Here is a 22,083-nt window from a genome sequence, read left to right on the forward strand (position 1 = left end):
TTCGGGGTGGGCCGTGCCCCCCCCCCCAGCGGGGGGGGGGGCCGGCCTTCCGCGTGCCGGTCGAGGGGGTGGCGCCCCCCCCCGCGGGGGGGGGGGGGGCCCCCCGCCCCCCGCCCCCCACGACGGGCTCTGCGCCCACGCACTTCAATGGGCCACTGGTTCGTGCCCTTGCCGCGCACCTCCACGCGCCACCGGCCCGTACCGCTCCGGCGCGCCTCCGCGCGCCACCGGGCCCAAACCCCTCCCGCGCACTCTCCACGCGTCACCGGGCCCGAACCCCTCCCGCGCACTCTCCACGCGTCACGGGTTCGCCCCACCCCCGGCGCCCCGCAAACCGCGATCCGCGGTCCACGGCGTTCCGTACCGCTTCCGCCTGTGCGGCCTCAGCGGCTCGTGCCGAGCGTCCTGACGACGTCTGAGACCCGCGTGTAGACCCCGGGGCTTCCCGCCTGCCCACAGCCGCTTCCCCAGGACACGAGGCCGATCAGCCGCCCCTGGGCGACGAGCGGGCCACCGCTGTCCCCCTGACAGGCATCCCGCCCACCCGCGGCCTCCCCGGCGCACACCATGGAAGCGGCTTGATAGGCCCCGTCTTCACTCCCCGGGTACGCCCGTTCACAGGCCGAGTCGGACAGCACGTTCACGCTTGCGGACCGCAGACTGAGCGCGTAGTCACCGGTGCCTGACGTATCGCCCCAGCCGTAGACCGCGGCGGCCGTGCCGGGCGCGTACGCGGAATCCCCCGAGGCGGCCATACGGATGACCGAGCTCTGGGGCAGCGGGGAGGCGAGCGTGATCACGGCGAAGTCCCCGGCGTTCGTGACGGCGTCGTACTGCGGATTGACCCAGGTGTCGCGCACCGGGATCTCCTTGCCCTTGCTGGACAGCAGGTCGGTACGGTCCGCGATGATCTTCAAGTCGTGGATCTGTCGCGGTGGCGCCCCCAGCACGAGCGCGCTCAGGCAGTGGGCAGCGGTCAGCACGAGCGAAGGGCCGATCACCACGCCGCCGCAGAACTGCCCGGCCCGCGTACCCCCGAACCGGTCACGGCTGGACAGTGCCACCGCCCACGGACTCTGAGCGATGTCGACCGGATGGCCCCCGATGATGACGTCGTCGGTCGCGGCCGCGGCGGGGGATGCCAGCGGTATGAGGGCCGCGGCGGCCGCGAGGGCCAGTACTGGGGCGAAAGGACGGCGCATGCGCGTTCCTCACTCTGGGATGGTCATGGAACACCCAGAGTGATCCAGCGGGCGACAGCGCGCACTCCACGCATGCGCCGAGGGCCCTGCTCCCCATCGGGAGCAGGGCCCTCGGCGACAGTGCGGTCGAGACCTAGTCGAGGTAGTCGCGCAGCACCTGCGAACGCGACGGGTGGCGCAGCTTCGACATCGTCTTGGACTCGATCTGACGGATCCGCTCACGCGTGACGCCGTACACCTTGCCGATCTCGTCGAGGGTCTTCGGCTGACCGTCGGTGAGACCGAAACGCATGGAGACGACGCCCGCCTCGCGCTCGGACAGGGTGTCGAGGACAGAGTGCAGCTGCTCCTGGAGGAGCGTGAAGCTGACCGCGTCGGCCGGGACGACGGCCTCGGAGTCCTCGATGAGGTCACCGAACTCGCTGTCGCCGTCCTCGCCCAGCGGGGTGTGCAGCGAGATGGGCTCGCGACCGTACTTCTGGACCTCGATGACCTTCTCAGGGGTCATGTCGAGTTCCTTCGCCAGCTCCTCCGGGGTGGGCTCGCGGCCCAGGTCCTGGAGCATCTGACGCTGCACGCGCGCGAGCTTGTTGATGACCTCGACCATGTGCACCGGGATACGGATGGTGCGGGCCTGGTCGGCCATGGCGCGGGTGATCGCCTGACGGATCCACCAGGTGGCGTACGTGGAGAACTTGTAGCCCTTGGTGTAGTCGAACTTCTCCACCGCGCGGATCAGACCGAGGTTGCCCTCCTGGATGAGGTCCAGGAAGAGCATGCCGCGACCGGTGTAGCGCTTGGCCAGGGAGACCACCAGACGGAGGTTGGCCTCCAGGAGGTGGTTCTTGGCCCGGCGGCCGTCCTCGGCGATGATCTCCAGCTCGCGCTTGAGCTTGGGGGCGAGCTTGTCGGCGTTGGCCAGCTTGTCCTCGGCGAAGAGGCCCGCCTCGATGCGCTTGGCGAGCTCGACCTCCTGCTCGGCGTTGAGCAGGGGGACCTTGCCGATCTGCTTGAGGTAGTCCTTGACCGGGTCGGCGGTGGCGCCGGCCGCGGCGACCTGCTGCGCGGGCGCGTCGTCCTCGTCCTCGTCGGACAGGACGAAGCCCTGGGCGCCGTCCTCGGCGGGCTCCTCGGCACCGGGCTTGCCCGGGGTCTCCTCGACCGCCTCGTCGTCGATCAGCTCGACGTCGTCCTTCTTGGCGGTGGTCTTCTTCGCGACGGCCTTCTTGGCGACCGTCTTCTTCGCGACGGCCTTCTTGGCGACCGTCTTCTTGGCAGCGACCTTCTTGGCGGACGCGTCCTCAGCCGGATCGTCGGCCACGGGCACTGCCGGGGCGGCGGTGGCGGTGGCCTTCTTGGTGGTCACCGTCTTGGCCGCGACCGTCTTGGTGGCGGTGCGCTTGGCCGGACTCTTCGCTGCGACGCTCTTTCGGGTGCGCTTGGGCTCCGCGGCACTGACCATCAGCGTCACACCCTCTTCCTCGAGGATCTGGTTGAGGCTGCGCAGTACGTTCTTCCACTGAGTGGCCGGAATCTGGTCAGCTTCGAAGGCCCGACGCACGTCATCGCCGGCGATCTGCCCCTCAGCCTTTCCCCGCTCAATGAGCGCCATGACAGAGACGGACTCGGCGATCTCCGGCGGGAGCGTACGGGATGTGCTGGCCGACACGAACAACCTCTCGGAACGTTGGAAAACGGCTTCCGGCCCCGTCCACTGCGGACAGGAACCGACGACCGACGACTTGGGGATGGGTCGACGGCGCGGGCGGGAGCCGGGAAGATGCACAGCGCCGTAAACGGCGTCCGTATTCCCTCCTCGGCTGTCACCTCTTAGGTCATCGCGCAGTTCCGAAGAGCGTTACGCCCAATCTGCGTGGCCCGAGTCACACCCCGTAAGTGCCCAAAAGCGGCCAGATACGGTCAGAGGGGGTCAGTCGATGGACTCATCACCTCAAACCGATGGGTTCATCACCTCAACCGATGGCTTGATCACCTTCATCACATCGCCGGATCCCGCCGGATCCCGGAAGGATCCGACGGGGTCCGGCGGGGGATGCTCCGCCGACCAAGCGATGCCACGAGAGGGCACACGCCCCCCGACCGCGCCGCCCTCGGGGCGCGATCAGTGCTCGCGCGGCGCGGGCACCACGCGCTCCACCTCGGGGTGAACGGCGAGCAACTGCCGCATGGCCGCCTCGGCCGCCGCGCCGTCGGCCTCCGCCAGGGCGTCGACGATCCGGCCGTGGTGCGTCAAGGAGGTCTCGTTCGGTCGGTCGCAGCCGGTGACGGGGCCACCGGAGACCTGGAGCGCGGCCGAGACAATCCCGGAAAGGTGCTCCAGCATGCGATTGCCCGATACCTGGATGAGCAGCGAATGGAATTCGGCGTCGGCCCGCGAGAAGGTGAGCGAGTCACCCTGCGCCATGGCGTGGCCCATGATCTCGACCATGTCTCCGAGACGCTGCTGGACCTCCTCGCGCCCGTGCCCGGCGGCCAGACGCGCGGCGAGCGGCTCGATCGTCCAGCGCAGCTCGCTCAGCTCGCGCCGCTGGTCGTCGCGCTGCGGCCCGAAGGCCCGCCATTCGATGATGTCCGGGTCGAGAAGATTCCAGTCACTGACGGGGCGCACGCGCGTGCCGACGTTGGGGCGGGCGCTGACCAGCCCCTTCGCCTCCAGGACGCGGAGCGACTCACGGACGACGGTACGGGAGACCTCGAACCGCTGTCCGATCTCCTCGGGGACGAGCGGGCGGTCCGCGCCCAGGTCGCCGGAGACGATCATCTGACCCAGCTGCTGGACGAGTTGGCCGTGCAGTCCGCGTCCGCGGCTGCCCGCGGCGCGCCGGCCGACGCGGCCCAGTTCCGGGTCCGCGCCCTCCCACGCGGAGGCGCCGACGCGTTCGGCACCAGGGCCCTCGGCGTAGGGGTAGCGGTCGAGTCCGCCCGGGCCGGCCAGGCCGGAGTCTGAGGAGCGGGCGGCGGTCATCATGGTGTGCGCAAGGGTACTCACGGATCATTTGTCGGCGCTGTCTCCAACTCCCTTGAGGTCTTTGGTGAAAAGCACACGAAAGGGTGATCGCTCACCGCGTCGCAATTGACGCCTTATCGGAAAGAAATGGGCGTTCTCCGGGGAGTTGTGCGCACGGCGGGAACGGAAGGGTAAGGACGGTCGTCATCGCACCCTGCTTCGCAGGGTCGTGAGCAGATACGCGCAGAGCAGAGCGGTCAGCGACAACATCAGGGCACCGCCAACGGGTTGGGCGACAAGGCGCGCCCCGGCCGCGATATAGCGCTCTCCCCCGAACGGCCATTGCATCAGCACGAGCTCGCGCAGTCGCTCGGAAAACCCGGCCGCCTTCCGCACGGACGGTCCCGCCAAGGTTCTTTGTACGAGTGGTACGACCACGACCGGGACGGCGAGCACCGCCGCGAGCCCGGCGGTGGTGGACCGGAAGATGCCCGCCGCCAGCACTCCCGCCCAGGCGCAGCCCACCGTGAGGCCGATCCAACTCGCGCTCAGCGAAAGCCAGTCCGCGGGAACTCCGACGAGCTCTCGTCCGTAGACGAGATAGAGCATTTCGAGGTCGCAGCCCACCGTGAGGACGGCCAGTGCCAGTGCGGTGACCGAGGCGACGAGGAGTTTGGCGGCGAGCAGTCCCAGGCGGCGGGGGACGGTGCCGCGGTCCGCTGCCAGGGCGGGGTGGCGGAACTCCTCGCCGAAGGCGAGCGCCCCGAGCAGTCCCGCACCGAGCGCCGCGGGCGGCAGGGGGCATTCCCGCGGCCAGGCGGCCAGGAGCCGCGGTTGGGGTGTGTGACCGATTCTGGCCAGGAGCACGGACAGCAGGGCGGAGGTGACCAGCACGGTGATCGCGGTGAGGTAGCCGGTGCCCACTCCGGTGGCGCGCCGCAGTTCGTAGCGCAGCGGACGCAGCGGGCTCGGGACCTGGCGTACGGCGATGGGGGGCGGGAGCCGGGGCAGGTCCCGCGCGCCCAGCGAAGCTGCCGGACGGGTCCGCGACTCGGCCGGCCCCGGCTCACCGGCCGTGTGCGCACCGGTCGCGGCTACGGCGGTAGTGGATTCGCCGGTCGCGGCCAGGGCGGTGGCGGAATCGCCAATCGCGGAATCGCCAATCGCGGAATCGCCGGTCGCGGGGGCATCGACCGTGGAGGTCGAGGTCGCGGAGACAGAGGTCATGAGGGCAGATGTCATGGTGACGACGGCCGAGGGGGCGAGGCCGTCGGCGGGGATCGTGGCCTGTGGTCCCATGTCGCCCGTCTCGTCGGCGAGTTGGTGCACGAGGATGCCGTGCCGGAAGGCGGTCTCGCCGATGTCGGCGCAGGTGCTGCCGTACACCGAGAGCCGGTTACCGTCCTCGCGCACGACCTCGACGGAACGCTGCGCGGCGCGGGCCTCCTTGGTGAGCAGGGCGCCGAGGCGGGCGGCGTGCGGACTGCGGACTGCGACCCGGGGGCGGAGCCTGGTGCGGGCGAAGTCCGCGGCCTCCTGGTCGGCGACGAGCCGGCCACCCTCCAGCGTGATGACCCGGTCGGCCGTCCGAGCGGCCTCCTTGGGGTCGTCCGTGCTGAACAGAACGGTGCCTCCGCGGGCCGCGTGCGCCCGCAGAATCCCGTGCAGCCAGCGGCCTTCGGTGATGGCGAGACCGCCGGCGGGATCGTCGAGGACGAGGGTGTGCGGATCGGACAGCAGCGCACAGGCCAGGCCCAGACGGCGGTCCATGCCGTGCGACAAGGTGCCCAGGCGTTCGTCGCGCAGGCTCACGAGCCCGACGACTTCGATCACTTCGTCGACGCGCCGAATCGGGACACCGACGGCCGCGCACATCATGCCGAGCTGCCCGCGGACCGTACGCGCGGGGTGGCCCGGCACCTCGCCCAGAAGCACACCTACTTCACGCGAGGGATGGGCGATCCGGTGCAGTGGACGGCCTCTGAAGTAGGTGATTCCTCGGCCCCGCTGGAGTTCGAGCATGAGCCTCAGCGCCGTCGTCTTGCCCGCGCCCGGGGCTCCGAGGAGCGCTGTGACACGGCCCGAGCGCGCCTCGAAGGACACGTCGTCGACGGCGGGGGGAAGCTCCTTGCGGGGGTTGCTGGTCAATCCGATGGCCTGGATCACTCACAGCAAGATAGCGGGACATTCCCGGTTTTTCGGGCACCTTGCGGCTCATCCGAGGCAGCTCTTCCCACTCTTTCGGGGCGACGGGGCCCCGTGAGTCGATCCGCCTCGTCAGACCTCGGGGCGCAGCATCGGCGGATTGAGCAACGTGGCGCCGCCGGCGCGGAACAGCTGCGCGGGTCGGCCGCCCTGGCGCGTGGTCGTACCGCCCGTGGGCACGAGGAACCCCGGTGTGCCCGTCACCTTGCGGTGGAAGTTGCGCGGGTCGAGTGCCACCCCCCACACAGCCTCGTACACGCGGCGCAGCTCGCCGACGGTGAACTCGGACGGGCAGAAGGCGGTGGCCAACGACGAGTACTCGATCTTGGACCGGGCGCGTTCCACCCCGTCCGAGAGGATCTGGGCGTGGTCGAAGGCGAGGGGGGCCGCCTGCTCTCCGTCGCGGCCGTAACCGCCCTGCTGCAGCAACTCCTCCACGGGCGCCCAGCGCGCGCTGTTGGCGTCGCCTCCGGCCCTGGGTGCGGGCAGATCGGGGGCCAGCGCGAGATGGGCGACGCTGACCACCCTCATCCGAGGGTCGCGCTTGGGGTCGCCATAGGTCGCAAGCTGTTCCAGGTGCGCGCCGTTGTCCTGTGCCGGGGCTGACGGGTCGTGGGCGCGCAGCCCGGTCTCCTCGACCAGTTCGCGCGCGGCCGCCTGCGCCAGGTCCTCGTCGGGCCGTACGAAGCCGCCCGGGAGCGCCCATCGTCCCTGGAAAGGCTGTTCCCCCCTCCGTACCGCCAGCGCACACAGGGCATGGCGACGCACGGTCAGCACGACCAGGTCCACGGTCACGGCAAAGGGCGGAAAGGCCGACGGGTCGTAGGGCATGTCGCGATCATAGTCGTCTGCCTGACGATAAACACGCCCTTCGCCAGTCGCTTCCACTGATGATCCACTTCCGTCCTGTACGGGTCCCACCGGCCGCTGCCGGTCGCCGTCCGAGGACGTGTCGCGCAAGGTCACACTCCCAACTGCAGTCCGTCGGCGGCCTCCTCCACCATCGCGAGACCGAGTCTGCTGACGCGCACGGAGAACGTGGCGCCCGCGATCCGCAGTCCCGTCAGTCCGATCTCGCCCAGCGGCGCACTACTGACCGGGCGCAGCGTCACCGTCCGGGCCGGGGCGTCGGGGCGGATGCCCGCGAGGGAGGTGAGGAGCAGCACCCCGGCGGCGGCCGCCGTGGCCGCAGGCCGACAGGCGGCAGGGTGCGGGAGCGGGGCGCCGCCCTCCGTGCGCTGCTCTCCCGCGTACATCTCGGGCAGCCTGTGTCCGAAGGTCTCGGCCGCCGCCAGCAGCCCCCGGAGCAGAGCGCTCGCCTCCTTCTCGTAGCCGGCGGTGACCAGACCGGTGACGGCGGTCGCGGTCTCCTGGACGCGCACGGCGCCGCCGCGGTGTCCGAAGGGGTTGTACGCCGCCTCCTTGGCACCCAGGCTGCGCAGACCCCAGCCGGAGTCCATGGCCGGGCCGCCGAGCAGCCGTGCGAGCTGCTCGGTCTGCACCTTGTCGAGCAGGCAGGGGGCGAACACGCCGGAGCCGAGCAGCCCCGTGTCGAGGAGGTGGGCGGTGCTCGCGCCGAGGTGGGGTACGAGGCGCCCGTCCGGGGCCCGGGCGGCCGCCGGTCTGCCGCCTCCCCGGTCCTCGGCCCAGAAGTCCCGGCGGAACGCGGTCCGCAGCTCCTGGGCCCACTGCACCAGTCCCTCGCCACCCGGCCGTCCGTACGCGTCGAGCAGATCGGCGCCCAGCAGCGCCGCGCGGTGGGCGTACGCCTGCGTCTCGCAGCGGAACGGCCCGCCGGGGTGCGGGTCGGCCAGATAGGTGCCGTCACCGAGGGTGGTCCGCAGCCATGCGAGGCACCGCTCGGCCGCGGGCAGCAGTTCCTCGGTCTCCTGTTCCGGAAGTCCCCAGCGCCGGGCTTCAGCGAGCAGCACGGGGAACAGCAGGGTCGCCTCGGTGGCCGTGCAGCCCGGAGGCAGATGCGGGCCGGCGTCCCGGCGCGGGCCGGGGATCAGGCCGGACTGTGCTCCCGGGCCCGCGATTTGGGTGCGGGCGAGGGTCCGCAGCGTGCCCGCGGCGAGCCGGGTGCCCAGTGGCAGCGTCATCCGGGCCGCGACCAGCGCCTCGGCCGGCGCCAGGCCGCATCGCCACGGCGCCCCCGCCGCGAGGTACGTGTCCGAGGGGTGGGCGGCATCGCGCAGCAGTAGCGCCTGGAGGTCCTCGACGCAGGTGTCCATGAGCGCCTGGACCCTGGGGTCGTCACCGGTGGCCCGGGCGGCGGAGAGCGGGCTCGTGGCGCCGCGGCTGACGGCTCTGGCCGGCCCCGCACCGCCCGGTCGCACCCGCAGCTCCACGCTCCGGGTGCCACCGGGTGGCAGTTCGAGCTCCCAGCGGAGCAGTCCCGCGGAGGCCAGGGCGTCGGCGGGCGGTGGGTCGGCGGTGACGATCGAGCTCCCGGCGGCACAGGACCATCGCAGGCCCGAGTCGTGGACGCTGGCGGGCAGTTCGGGCCCGGCTCGGCCGGAGGCGACGGAGCCGAGCTCCGCGAGATCCGTAGCGAGGGCGACCTCGACGGGCACCCGCAGGGCGCGCGGGGAGGCGCTGCGCAGGGTGATCCGCTCCGTCCCGTCCGCGTCGCGCGTCCGCTCCACGACGACGTCGGGATCCGGGCCGCCGTCGGCGCAGGCGCGCACCGTCCCGACGAAGCGGGCTCGGTCGGCGGCGACCATCCGGGCCTGTACGGCGAGTGGTTCGCGCCCCGCCACTCGCAGCTGGCAGCGGGACAGCGTCCGGCGGCCCGCGCGGTAGAACCCCTCAAGCCCGCGGCCGGTCAGCTGCCCCTGGTCCGTGGAGATCGCCAGCCCTGGCAGGGCGACGCAGATCAGGGCGTTGTGCACGGGTGGCAGGTCCGTGGTCCGGCGCGGCCCGGGAAGCGGGGTGTGACGAGCCGCCGGAGCGCCGGGCCCCGCGAAGGGGCTCAGAGCGCTCTCGACTCCTGCGAACGGGGCCTGTGAACCGGCGCGACGAGGGAAAGGCTGAGCGGGCCCGCGCACCGGCGGGAGGGCGCCGTCGGGATCGGAGGGTGGAATGGGCAGGGGCATGCGGCTTCCTCGGTCAGTGCGCCTGGGGCGCGCTCGGCGCCGGGTTGGGGGCTCCGGAGAGGCGAGGGCGTTCGGCGGCGCGGCCCGGCCACGGGTACCGCCACACAGGTGAACGGAACGGCCCTGTCCGGGGTCACGCCCTGGACCGGGCAAGCCGACCGAATGGCGGTGGGACGGACGGTGGGGCACGCCGCGGACGGCTGGTAGGGGTGCGGGGAGGGCCAAGGGTTCGGGCTTGGAGATCGCCGGCGCGCGCCGTCCGCCCGTGCCGCGCGGGCGGGAGCGCGCCGCCGCGTCGAGTGGAGTGACATCCGGTGCCGGGCGCACCTCATGTGTCACCCGACCCGACAACCGTCGATCCGCTCCGCTCCCCACGCTCACGTCTCCTCCCCCACGACCCGCCGACCGCCCGTGCGGCGGGCGCGCGGCCGTTCGCTCGACGTCTCAGGCACGCGCCCCGGTCCCTCCCCGCCGGGCGCGGCCTCATCGGTGGGCCGACGCCGACGGAAGCTACCCACCCCGGGGTGACGCCCACTTCCGCGCGGCGCCCCGATCCCCGCCGTGCGTGCCCTGCGCCGGCGTCGGTTCGGGGTGCCCGGCGGCTCGGCGACGTCACGCGGCGCCGCGCGATCGGGACCCGATGACTGCTCCGCTTCCGCCCCTGTCCGGCCGGTGCGCTCCGCGCGCAGGCAGCGGCGGATCGACTCCGGGTTGAGGCCCTCGTTGCACGCCTGGTGCAGGAGACGGGCGAAGAGGTAGTCGGGATCGGCGCCGAGTGCCATGGCCAGGGCCTCACGAGCCTCCAGTTCGTCACCGGTCGACCAGGCGACCCACCCGGCGAGGGTGAGGGGTGCCGCCGCGTGCTCGCCGTAGGGGCCGACGCAGCGGCGGGCCAGCGCCCGCCAGAGGCGCAGAGCCGGGCCGGCCTCGTCGCCCTCCATCCACTCGGCTGCGCGGTCGCGGGTTGTGCGGTCCTGAAGTCCGAGGATCAAGGTGGCGGCCTCGTCGTGCTCCAGGAGGCCGTCGTCACGGAGGTCCGCCGGGCGGGTGCCGGAAACGGGTGGGGCGTCGGCGAACCGCTTCATGATCTGCCGGGCCAGTCCGAGGGTCTCCTCGGCCACCTCCGCACGGCCCTCGCAATCGAGGATCATGGGAACCAGGGCCATGCTCGCCGTGTCGAGCGCGGTCTGCTGCTCCCGTGCGGCCGCGCCTTCCCACGGGATGAACCGAGCGGTGAACTCCCTCAGCGATCCGCGCACTTGGAGGCCGGCGTAGGTCGCGGCGGCGGCAAGGACGGAGGTCCCGGGCAGTCCCATCGGATGGCCCTCGGACGAACAGCACCCCTGGCCGGGGCAGCAGTACGACCAGAAGCGCCCGTCGGAGATGCACAGGGCCTCGACGACGGGGACGTCGAGGCGACCGCAGGCCGTGCGCAGCAACTGCGCGAGCTGCCGCAGACGTTCCATGACGTCCCGTCCCGACTCTCCGGTCCCTGGCTCCTGGCAGAGGTAGGCGACCATGCTCTCGGGCCGGGCCCCTCTGCGCTCGCTTCCCTTCACCAGTCCTTGCGCCAGCTGATCGGCGACGGACGGCCAGTCGTCCGCGTGCGCGGGGATGCCGAGCCGTGCCCGCCCGCCGAAGCGGCCGCGCCTCTCTCCGTCGTGCAGGGCGACCAGCACGATGCTGTCCTCGGGCCGGTATCCGAGCAGGTAAGGCAGGGCATCGGCCAGCTCGGCCGGTGTGCGCAGGGTCACCTGGTGCTGGCCGGGCAGGTCGAGCCCATCGTGCTCGCCCCGTCCGCTGCGCCCGCCCGGCGCGTGGCCCGCGCTGTCTCCCCCGTGCCGACCGCGCCCGCTGATGTCGCTGTCACCGGACGTGCCGGCGGATTCGCTGTGATTCGTCATGCCGTGACCATCCCGCGGATCCTGAAATTCCGCTTTGCCCTGTGGATAACCCTGGTCATGACCACGACATGACTTGTCCACAACCCGGCGGCCTCGTTCGCGCGATGTCCGACCCATCGGGTTGCATGGGGCCATGAGCAACGACGAGCCACGCCCCCCGACCAACACGGACCTGCCCAACGCCGACCTGCGCGGCGCGGCCGATGCCGTACTCGCCCGCCTCGTCGGCGCCCCGGCGGGCGAGGCCCGGCTGCGCGAGGACCAGTGGCGCGCCATCGAGGCCCTGGTGGCCGACAAGCGCAGAGCCCTCGTCGTGCAGCGCACGGGCTGGGGCAAGTCCGCCGTGTACTTCGTCGCCACCGCACTGCTGCGCGAACGGGGCGCCGGGCCCACCGTCATCGTCTCGCCGCTCCTCGCTCTCATGCGCAACCAGGTGGAGGCGGCCGCCCGCGCCGGTATCCACGCTCGGAGCATCAACTCGTCGAACACGGAGGAGTGGGAGACGATCCAGGCCGAGGTGGCCGCGAGCGAGGTCGACGTGCTCCTGGTGAGCCCTGAGCGGCTCAACAATCCCGACTTCCGCGATCAGGTGCTGCCCAAGCTGGCCGCGGCGACCGGCCTGCTCGTGGTCGACGAGGCGCACTGCATCTCCGACTGGGGGCACGACTTCCGGCCGGACTACCGCAGGCTGCGCACGATGCTCGCCGATCTCCCACCGGGCGTCCCCGTCCTGGCCACCACCGCGACCGCCAACGCGCGCGTGACGGGCGATGTGGCCGAGCAGCTGGGTACCGGCGCCAGCACCGACGCGCTCGTCCTGCGCGGGCCGCTGGACCGGGAGAGCCTGAGCCTCGGCGTGCTGCGGCTGCCGGACGCCGCCCACCGGATGGCCTGGCTCGCCGAGCACCTGAGCGACCTGCCGGGCTCGGGCATCATCTACACGCTCACCGTGGCCGCCGCCGAAGAGGTCACCGCGTTCCTGCGCCAGAGCGGGCACACCGTCGCCTCGTACACCGGAAAGACGGAGAACGCGGACCGCCAGCAGGCCGAGGAGGACCTCCTCGCCAACCGCGTCAAGGCCCTGGTCGCCACTTCCGCGCTGGGCATGGGCTTCGACAAGCCCGACCTCGGATTCGTGGTGCACCTGGGCTCCCCCTCCTCCCCCATCGCGTACTACCAGCAGGTGGGGCGCGCGGGCCGCGGGGTGAAGCATGCCGAGGTGCTCCTCCTGCCGGGCAAGGAGGACCAGGCGATCTGGGAGTACTTCGCGTCGATCGCCTTCCCTCCGGAGGAGCAGGTGCGCCGGACCCTGGACGTCCTGGCCCGCGCCGAGAGGCCGCTCTCGCTGCCCGCCCTCGAACCCCTGGTGGAGCTGCGCAGGTCCCGTCTGGAGACGATGCTCAAGGTGCTCGACGTGGACGGCGCGGTGCGGCGCGTCCAGGGCGGCTGGATCTCCACGGGCGTGCCCTGGACGTACGACACCGAGCGCTATGCCTGGGTCGCCAAGCAGCGGGCCGCCGAGCAGCAGGCGATGCGCGACTACGTGTCGACCACCGGCTGCCGGATGGAGTTTCTGCGGCGCCAGCTCGACGACGAGCTGGCGAAGCCGTGCGGGCGCTGCGACACCTGTGCGGGAGCCCGGTTCGAGGCGTCCGTGTCCCCCACCGCGCTCGACGCGGCCAACGGCGAGCTGGGCCGCGCCGGTGTCGACGTCGACCCCCGCAAGATGTGGCCGACGGGCCTGCCCGCCGTCGGCGTCGAGCTGAAGGGACGAATCCCGGCGGGCGAACAAGCCGCACCGGGGCGCGCCTTGGGGCGGCTCTCGGACATCGGCTGGGGCAACCGGCTGCGGCCGATGCTCACACCCCAGGCACCGGACGGACCGGTGCCGGACGATGTGGCGAAGGCCGTGGTCGGCGTCCTGACCGACTGGGCGAAGGGGCCCGGCGGCTGGGCCTCCGGGCAGCCCGACGCGCAGCCGCGCCCGGTCGGCGTCGTCACCATGGCCTCGCGCAGGCGTCCTCAGTTGATCCAGTCGCTGGGCGCGAGGATCGCGGAGGTCGGCCGACTGCCGCTGCTGGGGTCCGTGGAGTACGTCGGCGGGGCCGTCCCACAGGTCTCCCGGAGCAACAGCGCCCAGCGGCTCAAGGCACTCGACGGGGCGCTGTCCGTGCCGCCCGCGCTGGCAGCCGCCCTCAAAGAAGCAGGCGGTCCCGTGCTGCTCGTGGACGACGCCACCGAGACGGGCTGGACGCTCGCGGTCGCCGCGCGCATGCTGCGACGATCCGGGGCGCAGGGGGTGTTGCCGCTGGTCCTGGCCGTACAGGCGTGACCCATGTGTCGCCCTCAAGAACAGTGGGCAGGGATATACACGACCTATAGCCGGAAAACGGTCGGTGGCCCCAATTGCTCGTTGCCGCAACCAAGTTCGACAGGAAGAATTGAGGTCCGCTCCCCGCACGGCTCGCCCGTGATCCGGTAGGGCTCTGCTGCGGCGTGCGCTCCCCCAAGTCCGACCCCGCCCGTTGTGTGGGCGCGTAGCCGAAGGGAGGACCGTGACCTTCGGATTCGCTCCGTCCTCGGCGGCATCCATGTCGACGTCTGCCGATCTGTCCGCCGCTTCCGCCAACCCACTGACCCGTATGCTCGAACCCGCCGAATGGGCCGCTGCGGGGATTCCGCTGCTGCGCAATCCCCGGGAGGTCGTCAGCGGATTGCACGCACGGCACCGGCCGAGACCCACGACCGCCATCGTGGCCGTCCTCGACGCGGACGAGCGGCTGCGGGCGAGCGCCTCGTTCACCCGGCGGACGGCTCCGGCCGACGGCTGGATGTTCCGCAACTCCCTGCTGGCGCAGCTGCGCCGGGTGATCCCGCACGACCTGCGGCGCCGCACCCCGGTACGCACTGCGGTGCTGCTCTACTGCCGCGAGGGCGACGCACGTTGGACCGAGGAGGACGGGGCATGGATGTGGGGGCTGCGGGACGCCTGCACCCTCCACGGGCTGCGCTGCGGGGCGTACATCACGCTGACGCACGACGGCTGGCAGGTACTCGGCGAGGGCCGTGGCGGACGCCGCCCGAGCGCGGACTCCCCACCTGAGTCCTTCTCCCTGACCGAGGCACCGCCGCCGCTCCCGCGCACCGGGGGCGCCGCGTCGGAGGTGCTGCGCCGGGCAGCCGCCCGCTGAGTCGGCGGCCTGTGAGGCGTCGACGCCCGCCCGGGTGCCGACCCGCCTCGAAGGCCCCCTGAGGGGCACTCGCCCCCGTGACCCGGGCGCGCCCGCCCGCGCCGTGGCGGCCCCCGCGGCAGGCGGGACCGGGCGGGGGCAGTGCCGTAGCGCTTGCGCCCGCTCCAGCGGCGTACGCGCCCCTCCGGAACATGCGGACGGCCACGAGGCCGTTCGACGACGGCGTACGCCGAAGAGACACCCCGCCCGCGAAAGACGCGCACCGCCGCCACCATGGCCTCGGCGAGCAAGCACTCACTACGAGGCCACGAACCACAGACACACGGACCGCAGACACACAGACCACAGACACACGGACCGCAGACACACGAACTTCAGGCACTCGGACTTCAGGCACACGAACTCCGTGTACACGGACTTCAGGCACCGACTCCGTGTACACGCACTACATGCGCGCGCGGCCCTCGGACACACGATCTCCAGGCACGCCAAAAGGACCGCCGTACAGGTGGTGCCGTAGTGGCACCACCATCACGCCCGAGACATAGCCCCGACCGTCGCCCGAGCGAATCCCGGACGGTGTCCGGGATTCGTTCAGACTCCGGCGCCCAGCACCGAGTTGATCTGCTGCGGGTCGCCGCAGACGATCAGCAGGGCGCCGGCCCGGCCGAGGGCCAGGGGAAGGGCGGTGGCGGCGACAGCGTCGGAACCGCCGTTGACGGCGACCACGACCACGGGACGGGACGCGGCCCGGCCCGCGACGGAGGCGTCGGCGTAGAAGACGTCGTCGCCCGAGTCGTGCTGCGCCCAGTAGGCGGTTTCACCGAAGGAGAGTTCGTGCGCGGCCCACGGGTGCGGTTCGCCGGTGGTGATCACCAGCACCTCACCGGGGGCTCGGCCCGACTCCAACAGCAGGTCGACCGCTTCTTCGGCGGCGTCCAGCGCACCCTCGGCCGAGGCCGGGATCAGCTGGATCTGTGGGGTGGCGGCAGCGGGCGCGGCCGCCGGGGCGGATGACCCCGGCGTGGCCACGACCGGCTCACGCGGGGTGCGTTGGGCCGGCATCGGCCGAACAGGTCCCGGACGTCCGGGACGCGGCGGAGCCGCGGGACGGGGACCGGGTACGGGACGGGGGGTCGGCGCGGTGCGGCCACTGGCCGGAGTCGCGCGGGGACCCTGGGCACTCTCGTGAATCTGAGGCTCCTCGGGAATGAGAGGCATGAGCTGATATTTATCAAACGCCGGTGCGACACGCGTCGGCGGGTGGCACATGAGTGCGAGCGGAACCGTCAGAAATCGAAGCCGAGCTGACCTTCGATCTCCGGACCGCTTCCGTCCGCCCAGCTGCGGACCTTCTTGAGGTGCCGCCACTGGGGCAGCGCATCAAGATACGCCCATGACAGCCGGTGGTACGGAGTGGGGCCCCGTTCCTCCAGTGCGGCCTTGTGCACCGGAGACGGATATCCGGCGTTGGCCGCAAAACCGAAGTCTGCATGGTCGACACCCAGTTCGGCCATCATTTTGTCGCGCTGAACCTTGGCGATCACCGAGGCCGCCGCGACGGCCACGCAGGACTGGTCACCCTTGATCACCGTGCGAACCCGCCACGGCGACCCGAGGTAGTCGTGCTTCCCATCGAGGATGACCGCGTCGGGGCGGACGGGCAAGGCCTCCAGGGCCCGCACCGCGGCCAGGCGCAGCGCGGCCGTCATCCCCAGGTCGTCGATCTCCTCAGGAGAAGCATGCCCCAGGGCGTACGACGTCACCCATTTCTCCAACTCCGCGGCCATCACGGTACGGCGCTTGACGGTGAGGAGTTTGGAGTCGGTGAGGCCCTCGGGCGGACGGCGCAGTCCCGTGACGGCGGCGCAGACGGTGACCGGGCCGGCCCACGCACCACGGCCCACCTCGTCGACACCGGCAATGATCTTCGCTCCGGTCGTGGCGCGGAGGGAGCGCTCGACGGTGTGAGTGGGTGCTTCGTACGGCATGGCGCCCTCAGCCTACGCCGCCCCGAACCCCTCTCGACACCCAGGTTTCCCTGAGCGACCACAGCCCCGCCACCGACACGCGCCACTCACCCGGCAGTCCAGGGATCCAGGCCCGGGCAGTCCAGGGATCCAGGCCCCGGCGGTCCACGGACTCAGGACCCGGCCGCCCGCGGATCAGCCCCCACCCGTCGCAGCAGCGGGACCATCAGCTGGTCGATCATCTCCTCCAGATCCCGTTCACTCCATTCGCTCGCGCACACCTTGGAGCGATACATCATCATCGCCGGAATGACATCGAAGACGTAGGAATTCGCGGCGTCCGGTCGGACCTCTTCCCGCTCGATCCCGCGGTGAACGATCTCTCGCAGCAGATGCTTGGTCGGCTCGACGACCCCTCCGATGATCAGACCCTGAAAGCGTTCCGCCTGCGCCACATCGCATTCGTGAAGCACTGAGCGCAGCGCGAATCCAGGCTGAGAGAACATCGCCTCACGCACCTGTCGGCACAGTTCCAGCAGGTCATCCCGGACGCTTCCGAGGTCGGGGGCCTCCGTCAGGCTCGGCAGTCCGGCCTTCAGCGCGTCCGCGACGAGGTCCTCCTTGGACGGCCAGCGACGGTAGACCGCGGCCTTGCCGGTCTGGGCCCGGGCGGCGACGCCCTCCATCGTGAGGCCGTTCCAGCCGACCGTACTGAGCTGCTCGAGCGCGGCGTCGAGGATCGCGCGCTCGAGCACGGCACCGCGTCGGCGCAGGGAGGCCGCCTGAGCGGGGGCGGCCGTCCAACGCGAAGTAACCATCTGAGTGTCTCCGTTGTGCATGGGGGAGCGGGGAGTTCGGGGAGGGCGAGCGGTCAAGTGACGACACGCGGCAGCGACTTCAGTGAACGCTTGCGTTCACTGTCGGGGACTCACTACCGTTGACGCGGCAGTGAACGCGAGCGTTCACTAACGCACTTGTGGGGGAACCATAGTGACAACCTCTCAAACCTCTCAGTTGATCGAGGACTCAAAGCCAGGAGCGGCCCGCCGGGAGGGGCATCCCGGCATCGCACTCGCCGTCATCGCGGCCTGCCAACTCATGGTGGTACTCGACTCGACGATTGTGAACATCGCCCTCCCGCACATTCAAGACGCGCTCAAATTCAGCACGACCGACCTGACCTGGGTGATCAGCGCGTACACCCTCACCTTCGGTGGCCTGCTCCTTCTCGGCGGCCGCGCGGGGGACATCCTCGGTCGGCGCCGGGTCTTCATGACCGGCATCATGCTGTTCACGCTCGCCTCGCTGCTCGGTGGACTCGCCCAGGAACCCTGGCAGTTGCTGGCCGCGCGGGCCCTCCAGGGCGTAGGTGGCGCGATAGCGTCGCCCACCGCGCTGGCACTCATCACCACCACCTTCCCCGAGGGCCCGGAACGGAACCGGGCCTTCGCCGTCTTCGCCGCGGTCTCCGCGGGCGGCGGCGCCATCGGGCTCCTCGCGGGCGGCATGCTCACCGAGTGGCTCGACTGGCGCTGGGTGCTCTTCGTCAACGTGCCCATCGGTGTGCTGATCACCGTGCTCGCCCCGATGTACATCAACGAGTCCGAGCGCCATCCTGGGCGCTTCGACGTCGCGGGCGCGCTCACCTCGACGGCCGGTATGGCCTCCCTGGTGTACGGGTTCATCCGCGCCTCGGAGGAGGGCTGGCGCGACAGCGTCACGATCGGGTCCTTCGCCGCGGCGCTGATCCTGTTGCTGGGCTTCGCGCTCATCGAGACCCGGGCCAGGGAACCGATCACCCCGCTGAAGATGTTCGGCGACCGCAACCGCTCCGGCACGTATGTGATCATGCTCAGTCTGGCCGCGGCGATGTTCGGGATGTTCTTCTTCATCGTCCTGTTCGTACAGAACGTGCTGGGTTACAGCCCGATCCAGGCCGGCCTGGCGTTCCTGCCCGTGACGGCGGCGATCGGCATCGGGGCGGGGCTTTCGCAGCGGTTCCTGCCGGTCCTGGGGCCCAAGCCGTTCATGGTCGTAGGCTCCGGCCTCGTCGCGCTCGGGCTCGGCTGGCTGACCTTCATGAGCCCCGGCAGCACGTACGTCGGCGGGGTGCTCGGCCCGATGCTGCTCTTCGCCTTCGGCATGGGCCTGAACTTCGTGACGCTGACCCTGACCGCGGTCTCCGGCGTCGCCCAGCACGAAGCGGGCGCCGCGTCCGGACTCCTCAACGTCACCCAGCAGGTGGGCGGTTCGCTCGGTCTGTCCATCCTGACCACGGTCTTCGGCTCGGCCAGCCGGCACGAGGCGGAGAAGCAGCTGCCGAAGTTCCTGGCGAACGCCTCGCCCGAGCAGAAGGCGGAGTTCGCCAAGACCCACCAGCTGCCCGCTCCGTGGGGCCACGACGTGCTCGCCCAGGGCATCTCGACCGCCTTCGTCCCTGCCGTCGCGATGGCGGTACTGGCCCTGGCCACCGCCGCACTGGTGATCCGGGTCCGCAAGAGCGACCTGGAGGCCCTCGCGGGCACGGCGGGGCCCGCCGGAGGCTGAGGTGGGGCCCACGGGGCGCTGAGGCGTGACCCGCCGAGGGCTTGGGCGGGGGCTGCGGAGAGGCCGGGCCCCGGTCCGGGAGACAGACAGCTCGGACCGCGGTCCGGCCATCCGCGGCGGGACGGCACCCCGGGCCTGGCCTTGCAGACAGCTGCACGGCACCGGGGGCGGGCCTTGAGGCCGTACGGCACCGGGTCCGGGCCTTGAGACCGTACGGCACCGGGTCCGGGCCTTGAGACCGTACGGCACCGCGTCCAGGCCTTGAGACCGTACGGCACCGCGTCCAGGCCTCGCAGTCAGCGGTCGGCAGCATGTGCGGCCCCGCGAGCGGCACCACAGCGCCGGGGTGAGCCTTGTAGGTCACGGCGCGGCACCAAGGGCGAGCCGTGCAACGCGCGGGCCGGCACCAAGGAAGGACCGTCAGGCCGGGGTACGGCATCGCGGGCGGCCCAGCAGGCCACTGCTGTACGGCGCGCCGACGACCAACCCGTGCGATGCGCTACGCGCTACCCCACGAGCCGCCGGACGCCCGGAGCCGTACCCGTGCCGCGCGAGGCCCACCCGGCCCCCGCCGGAGCACGGCGTTCCGCAGGGGACTCCCCGGCGTCACGAACCGGCCCGCGGCCTACGCGCCCGCCCGCACCCAACCCGGCAGGCTCTCCGTCCGCTCCGCCCACTCCGCCGGCGGCGCCCCCGCCTTGCCCGCGGCGATCACACCGCCGACGATGGCGCAGGTCGTGTCCATGTCGCCGCCCACCTGGACGGTCGACCAGAAGCCCTCTTCGTAGTCGCCCAGGGCCCGGGCCGCTGACCAGAGCGCGAACGGCACCGTGTCGTGCGCCGTCGTACGCCGCCCACAGCCCAGTACGGCGGCGACCGTCGCGGTGTCCCCGTAGTCGAGCATGTCGCGAGCGCGCCGTAGACCGGCTCCCACGGCGCTTCGCGGGACGAGCGCGACGACGCCGTCGAGCAGCGCCTCGGCACTCGGCGGGCTCGCCGGGTCGGCCGCGAGGGCGGCGGCCGCGGCGACGGCCATGGCGCCCACGACGGCCTCGCGGTGCTGGTGGGTGGTGTATGCCGAGATCTCCGCCTGGTGGACCGCCTGCTCCGGGTCGTCCGCGTACCAGGCCCCCAGGGGGGCGATCCGCATCGCGGCGCCGTTGCCCCACGATCCCTGTCCCTTGAAGAGGGCGGACGCCAGTGCCCGCCAGTCGCCCCCCTCCCGGATCTGTCGCAGCAGCCGGTTGACCGCGGGGCCGTAGCCCCGGTCATCGTCGTGGTGCTCGGCGAAGGAGCCGGCCAGCGCGTCCTGGTCGATGCGGCGGTGCCGGGCCAAAACGGCCACTACGGAGGAGGCCATTTCGGTGTCGTCCGTCCACTGCCAGGGGCCGGACGGCAGCTCACGTCGCCTGAGCAGCGGGTAGTTCACGGGCACGAAGAACCGCGAGCCCAGCGCGTCCCCCACCGCGAGTCCACGCAGGCTGGCCAGGGCGCGGTCCAGGCGTCCGTCGGGAGAGGAGTCAGAGGTCATCGCCCTGCCACTCTATCCCGGGGTCCCCGTACGACTCGGGTTCACACCAGCGTTCGAACGGACGGTCAAGCGTGTACCTCCCGTTGTCGCCGAGGACGAGCATCCGCATCTCGGCGTTCCCCGGATTCGACAGCGATTCGAACTCCGCGACCGTCCAGTGGAACCAGCGCATACAGAACAGGCGCATGGCAAGACCGTGGGTCACCAGGAGCACGTTCGCCGGGTGGTCGGGGGCCTCGAAGCTGCGGTAGAGGCTCTCCAGGAAACCGCCGACGCGGTCGTAGACGTCAGCGCCGGACTCGCCCTGCGCGAAGCGGTAGAAGAAGTGCCCGTACGCGTCCCGGTAGGCCTTCTGGAGGCGTACGTCGTCGCGGTCCTGCCAGTTGCCCCAGTCCTGCTCGCGCAGCCGCGGCTCCTCGCGCACCCGTATGAGCTCGGGGTCCAGGTGGAAGGCGCGGAGCGTCTCGTGCGTACGGCGGTACGGCGACACGTAAACGCTTACGCGCTCTCGCCCGAAGACCTCCCGCAACCGTTTTCCCGTCTCCTCCGCCTGCTGCCACCCCTTCTCGGTGAGCGCCAGAGCGTGGTCGGGCTCGCGTTCATAGACGGTGTCATCGGCATTGCCCGCTGACTCGCCGTGCCGGACAAGGACGATACGCCGTGGTCGAACCATGCCAAGACCCTAAAACGGCTGACGGCCGATCGAGCACTCGTACGGGCTCCATACAGCGTAGGTCACATGTTCTCCGCGCAGATCACACCCGCGGACGGCGCTCCGGTCAGACCGTCCACGAGGGCTCCAGCGCCACTATGTCGCCGGTCAGGGCCGCGACATCGGCCTCCGTCTGGGCGCGCAGCGCGAGCCGTTCCACGCGCTCGGCCCGGTATTTACCGTGTTCGGCGGCCGACTGCCACATGGACAGGATCAGGAACTCATGGCCCGGCGCCTCACCGAACAGGCCCCGCACCATGCCGGGCGAGCCCGCCATCGCGGGGTTCCAGACCTTCTCCTGCATCAGCGCGAAGTGTTCGGCCCGTTCCTCGTGGATGCGGCAGTGGGCCACCCTCAGCAGGTCGGCGTCCGTGAAGCGCGGCTCGAAGCCGGTCTTCACATCGAACCGGTGATCGAAGAGTTTGGCCTGCGCGTCCTTGAAGGTCCCCGACTGGGCAGCCGCGAGCCGGTCGTGCGAACGGGCCATGAAGGAGTCGTAGAAGGCACGGCTCTCCCAGAAGGCGAAGATGTGCGCCACCCCGGGCCGCCCACGGCTCCAGCCCCCGCCCTGCCCCCGGAATCCCGGCTCACCCAGCAGCCCCGCCCACTTTCGCTGCCCCCGCTCGAAACCGCGGCGGTCCACCACGGTGCAGCGAATCCACTTGACCAGCACCGCGCCATCGTAAGGCCACGGAGCGTGGCGTCGGTCACGCTCCGGCGGAGTGCACCCGCGCGAGCGCCCCCGCGTGCGTGGC

At 71.5% G+C, this 22,083-nt stretch carries 16 protein-coding genes; 3 read left to right on the top strand and 13 right to left on the bottom strand.

Translation table 11 applies throughout. From position 1 onward, the window contains the following. Window positions 1-383 precede the first annotated feature (383 nt). From ACIQTP_RS42355 to ACIQTP_RS42385, 7 genes are all read right to left on the bottom strand, one after another. Window positions 384-1,202 carry a S1 family serine peptidase gene (locus ACIQTP_RS42355; protein ID WP_403410385.1) on the bottom strand — a complete coding sequence of 273 codons (819 nt, stop codon included), beginning with the start codon at window positions 1,200-1,202 and terminating at the stop codon, window positions 384-386. A gap of 133 nt (window positions 1,203-1,335) precedes the next feature. Beyond that, entirely contained in the window at window positions 1,336-2,871 is a 1,536-nt protein-coding gene (locus tag ACIQTP_RS42360) for an RNA polymerase sigma factor (RefSeq protein WP_402038703.1), read from the bottom strand. Window positions 2,872-3,324: 453 nt separating this feature from the next. Beyond that, a complete protein-coding gene (locus tag ACIQTP_RS42365; protein WP_159064415.1) occupies window positions 3,325-4,212 on the bottom strand; it encodes a FadR/GntR family transcriptional regulator in 888 nt (295 codons plus the stop codon). A 162-nt stretch (window positions 4,213-4,374) separates the two neighbouring features. Further along, window positions 4,375-6,336: an ATP-binding cassette domain-containing protein gene (locus ACIQTP_RS42370; RefSeq protein ID WP_403410389.1), complete on the bottom strand. Its 1,962-nt coding sequence runs from the start codon at window positions 6,334-6,336 to the stop codon at window positions 4,375-4,377. A 111-nt stretch (window positions 6,337-6,447) separates the two neighbouring features. Then, window positions 6,448-7,206 carry an NUDIX domain-containing protein gene (locus tag ACIQTP_RS42375; protein ID WP_054229890.1) on the bottom strand — a complete coding sequence of 253 codons (759 nt, stop codon included), beginning with the start codon at window positions 7,204-7,206 and terminating at the stop codon, window positions 6,448-6,450. 131 nt (window positions 7,207-7,337) lie between these two features. After that, window positions 7,338-9,278, bottom strand: a complete 1,941-nt coding sequence (locus ACIQTP_RS42380) for a glycogen debranching N-terminal domain-containing protein (protein ID WP_403410535.1) — start codon at window positions 9,276-9,278, stop codon at window positions 7,338-7,340. 572 nt (window positions 9,279-9,850) lie between these two features. Further along, the gene (locus tag ACIQTP_RS42385) at window positions 9,851-11,377 is read right to left on the bottom strand and encodes a DUF4192 domain-containing protein (RefSeq protein WP_403410392.1); all 1,527 of its coding nucleotides are present in this window, start codon (window positions 11,375-11,377) and stop codon (window positions 9,851-9,853) included. A 133-nt stretch (window positions 11,378-11,510) separates the two neighbouring features. On the opposite strand from ACIQTP_RS42385, the gene ACIQTP_RS42390 reads away from it, so the two are divergent. Together ACIQTP_RS42390 and ACIQTP_RS42395 are read left to right on the top strand one after the other, a co-directional pair. Further along, window positions 11,511-13,709 (top strand): RecQ family ATP-dependent DNA helicase, encoded by a 2,199-nt coding sequence (locus tag ACIQTP_RS42390; RefSeq protein ID WP_403410395.1) that lies wholly within the window; start codon window positions 11,511-11,513, stop codon window positions 13,707-13,709. A gap of 223 nt (window positions 13,710-13,932) precedes the next feature. Then, window positions 13,933-14,568 (top strand): hypothetical protein, encoded by a 636-nt coding sequence (locus tag ACIQTP_RS42395; RefSeq protein WP_403410398.1) that lies wholly within the window; start codon window positions 13,933-13,935, stop codon window positions 14,566-14,568. A gap of 594 nt (window positions 14,569-15,162) precedes the next feature. Here the strand turns inward: ACIQTP_RS42395 and ACIQTP_RS42400 are convergent. From ACIQTP_RS42400 to ACIQTP_RS42410, 3 genes are all read right to left on the bottom strand, one after another. Then, window positions 15,163-15,789, bottom strand: a complete 627-nt coding sequence (locus ACIQTP_RS42400; protein WP_403410401.1) for a hypothetical protein — start codon at window positions 15,787-15,789, stop codon at window positions 15,163-15,165. A gap of 68 nt (window positions 15,790-15,857) precedes the next feature. Continuing rightward, complete coding sequence (locus ACIQTP_RS42405; RefSeq protein WP_402038713.1) at window positions 15,858-16,559, bottom strand: ribonuclease HII; 702 nt, start codon at window positions 16,557-16,559, stop codon at window positions 15,858-15,860. Between the two features lie 152 nt (window positions 16,560-16,711). Next, window positions 16,712-17,356, bottom strand: coding sequence for a TetR/AcrR family transcriptional regulator (locus ACIQTP_RS42410; RefSeq protein WP_403410404.1), 645 nt, complete (start codon window positions 17,354-17,356; stop codon window positions 16,712-16,714). Window positions 17,357-17,552: 196 nt separating this feature from the next. Here ACIQTP_RS42410 and ACIQTP_RS42415 point away from each other — a divergent pair, with 196 nt between their 5' ends. Further along, the gene (locus ACIQTP_RS42415) at window positions 17,553-19,085 is read left to right on the top strand and encodes an MFS transporter (protein WP_403410407.1); all 1,533 of its coding nucleotides are present in this window, start codon (window positions 17,553-17,555) and stop codon (window positions 19,083-19,085) included. 625 nt (window positions 19,086-19,710) lie between these two features. On the opposite strand, the gene ACIQTP_RS42420 is transcribed toward ACIQTP_RS42415, so the two are convergent. The 3 genes from ACIQTP_RS42420 to ACIQTP_RS42430 all read right to left on the bottom strand — a co-directional run bounded on the left by ACIQTP_RS42420 (window position 19,711) and on the right by ACIQTP_RS42430 (window position 22,001). Next, window positions 19,711-20,616, bottom strand: a complete 906-nt coding sequence (locus ACIQTP_RS42420; RefSeq protein ID WP_403410409.1) for an ADP-ribosylglycohydrolase family protein — start codon at window positions 20,614-20,616, stop codon at window positions 19,711-19,713. Continuing rightward, window positions 20,606-21,289 carry a histidine phosphatase family protein gene (locus ACIQTP_RS42425; protein ID WP_403410412.1) on the bottom strand — a complete coding sequence of 228 codons (684 nt, stop codon included), beginning with the start codon at window positions 21,287-21,289 and terminating at the stop codon, window positions 20,606-20,608. The genes ACIQTP_RS42420 and ACIQTP_RS42425 overlap by 11 nt, the downstream gene beginning before the upstream one ends. Window positions 21,290-21,395: 106 nt before the next feature. Next, a complete protein-coding gene (locus ACIQTP_RS42430; RefSeq protein ID WP_319748431.1) occupies window positions 21,396-22,001 on the bottom strand; it encodes a YdbC family protein in 606 nt (201 codons plus the stop codon). Window positions 22,002-22,083: the final 82 nt, after the last annotated feature.

Origin of the sequence: Streptomyces sp. NPDC090798 (assembly GCF_044768965.1) — a bacterium.
In the GTDB taxonomy this organism is placed as follows: Bacteria; Actinomycetota; Actinomycetes; order Streptomycetales; family Streptomycetaceae; genus Streptomyces.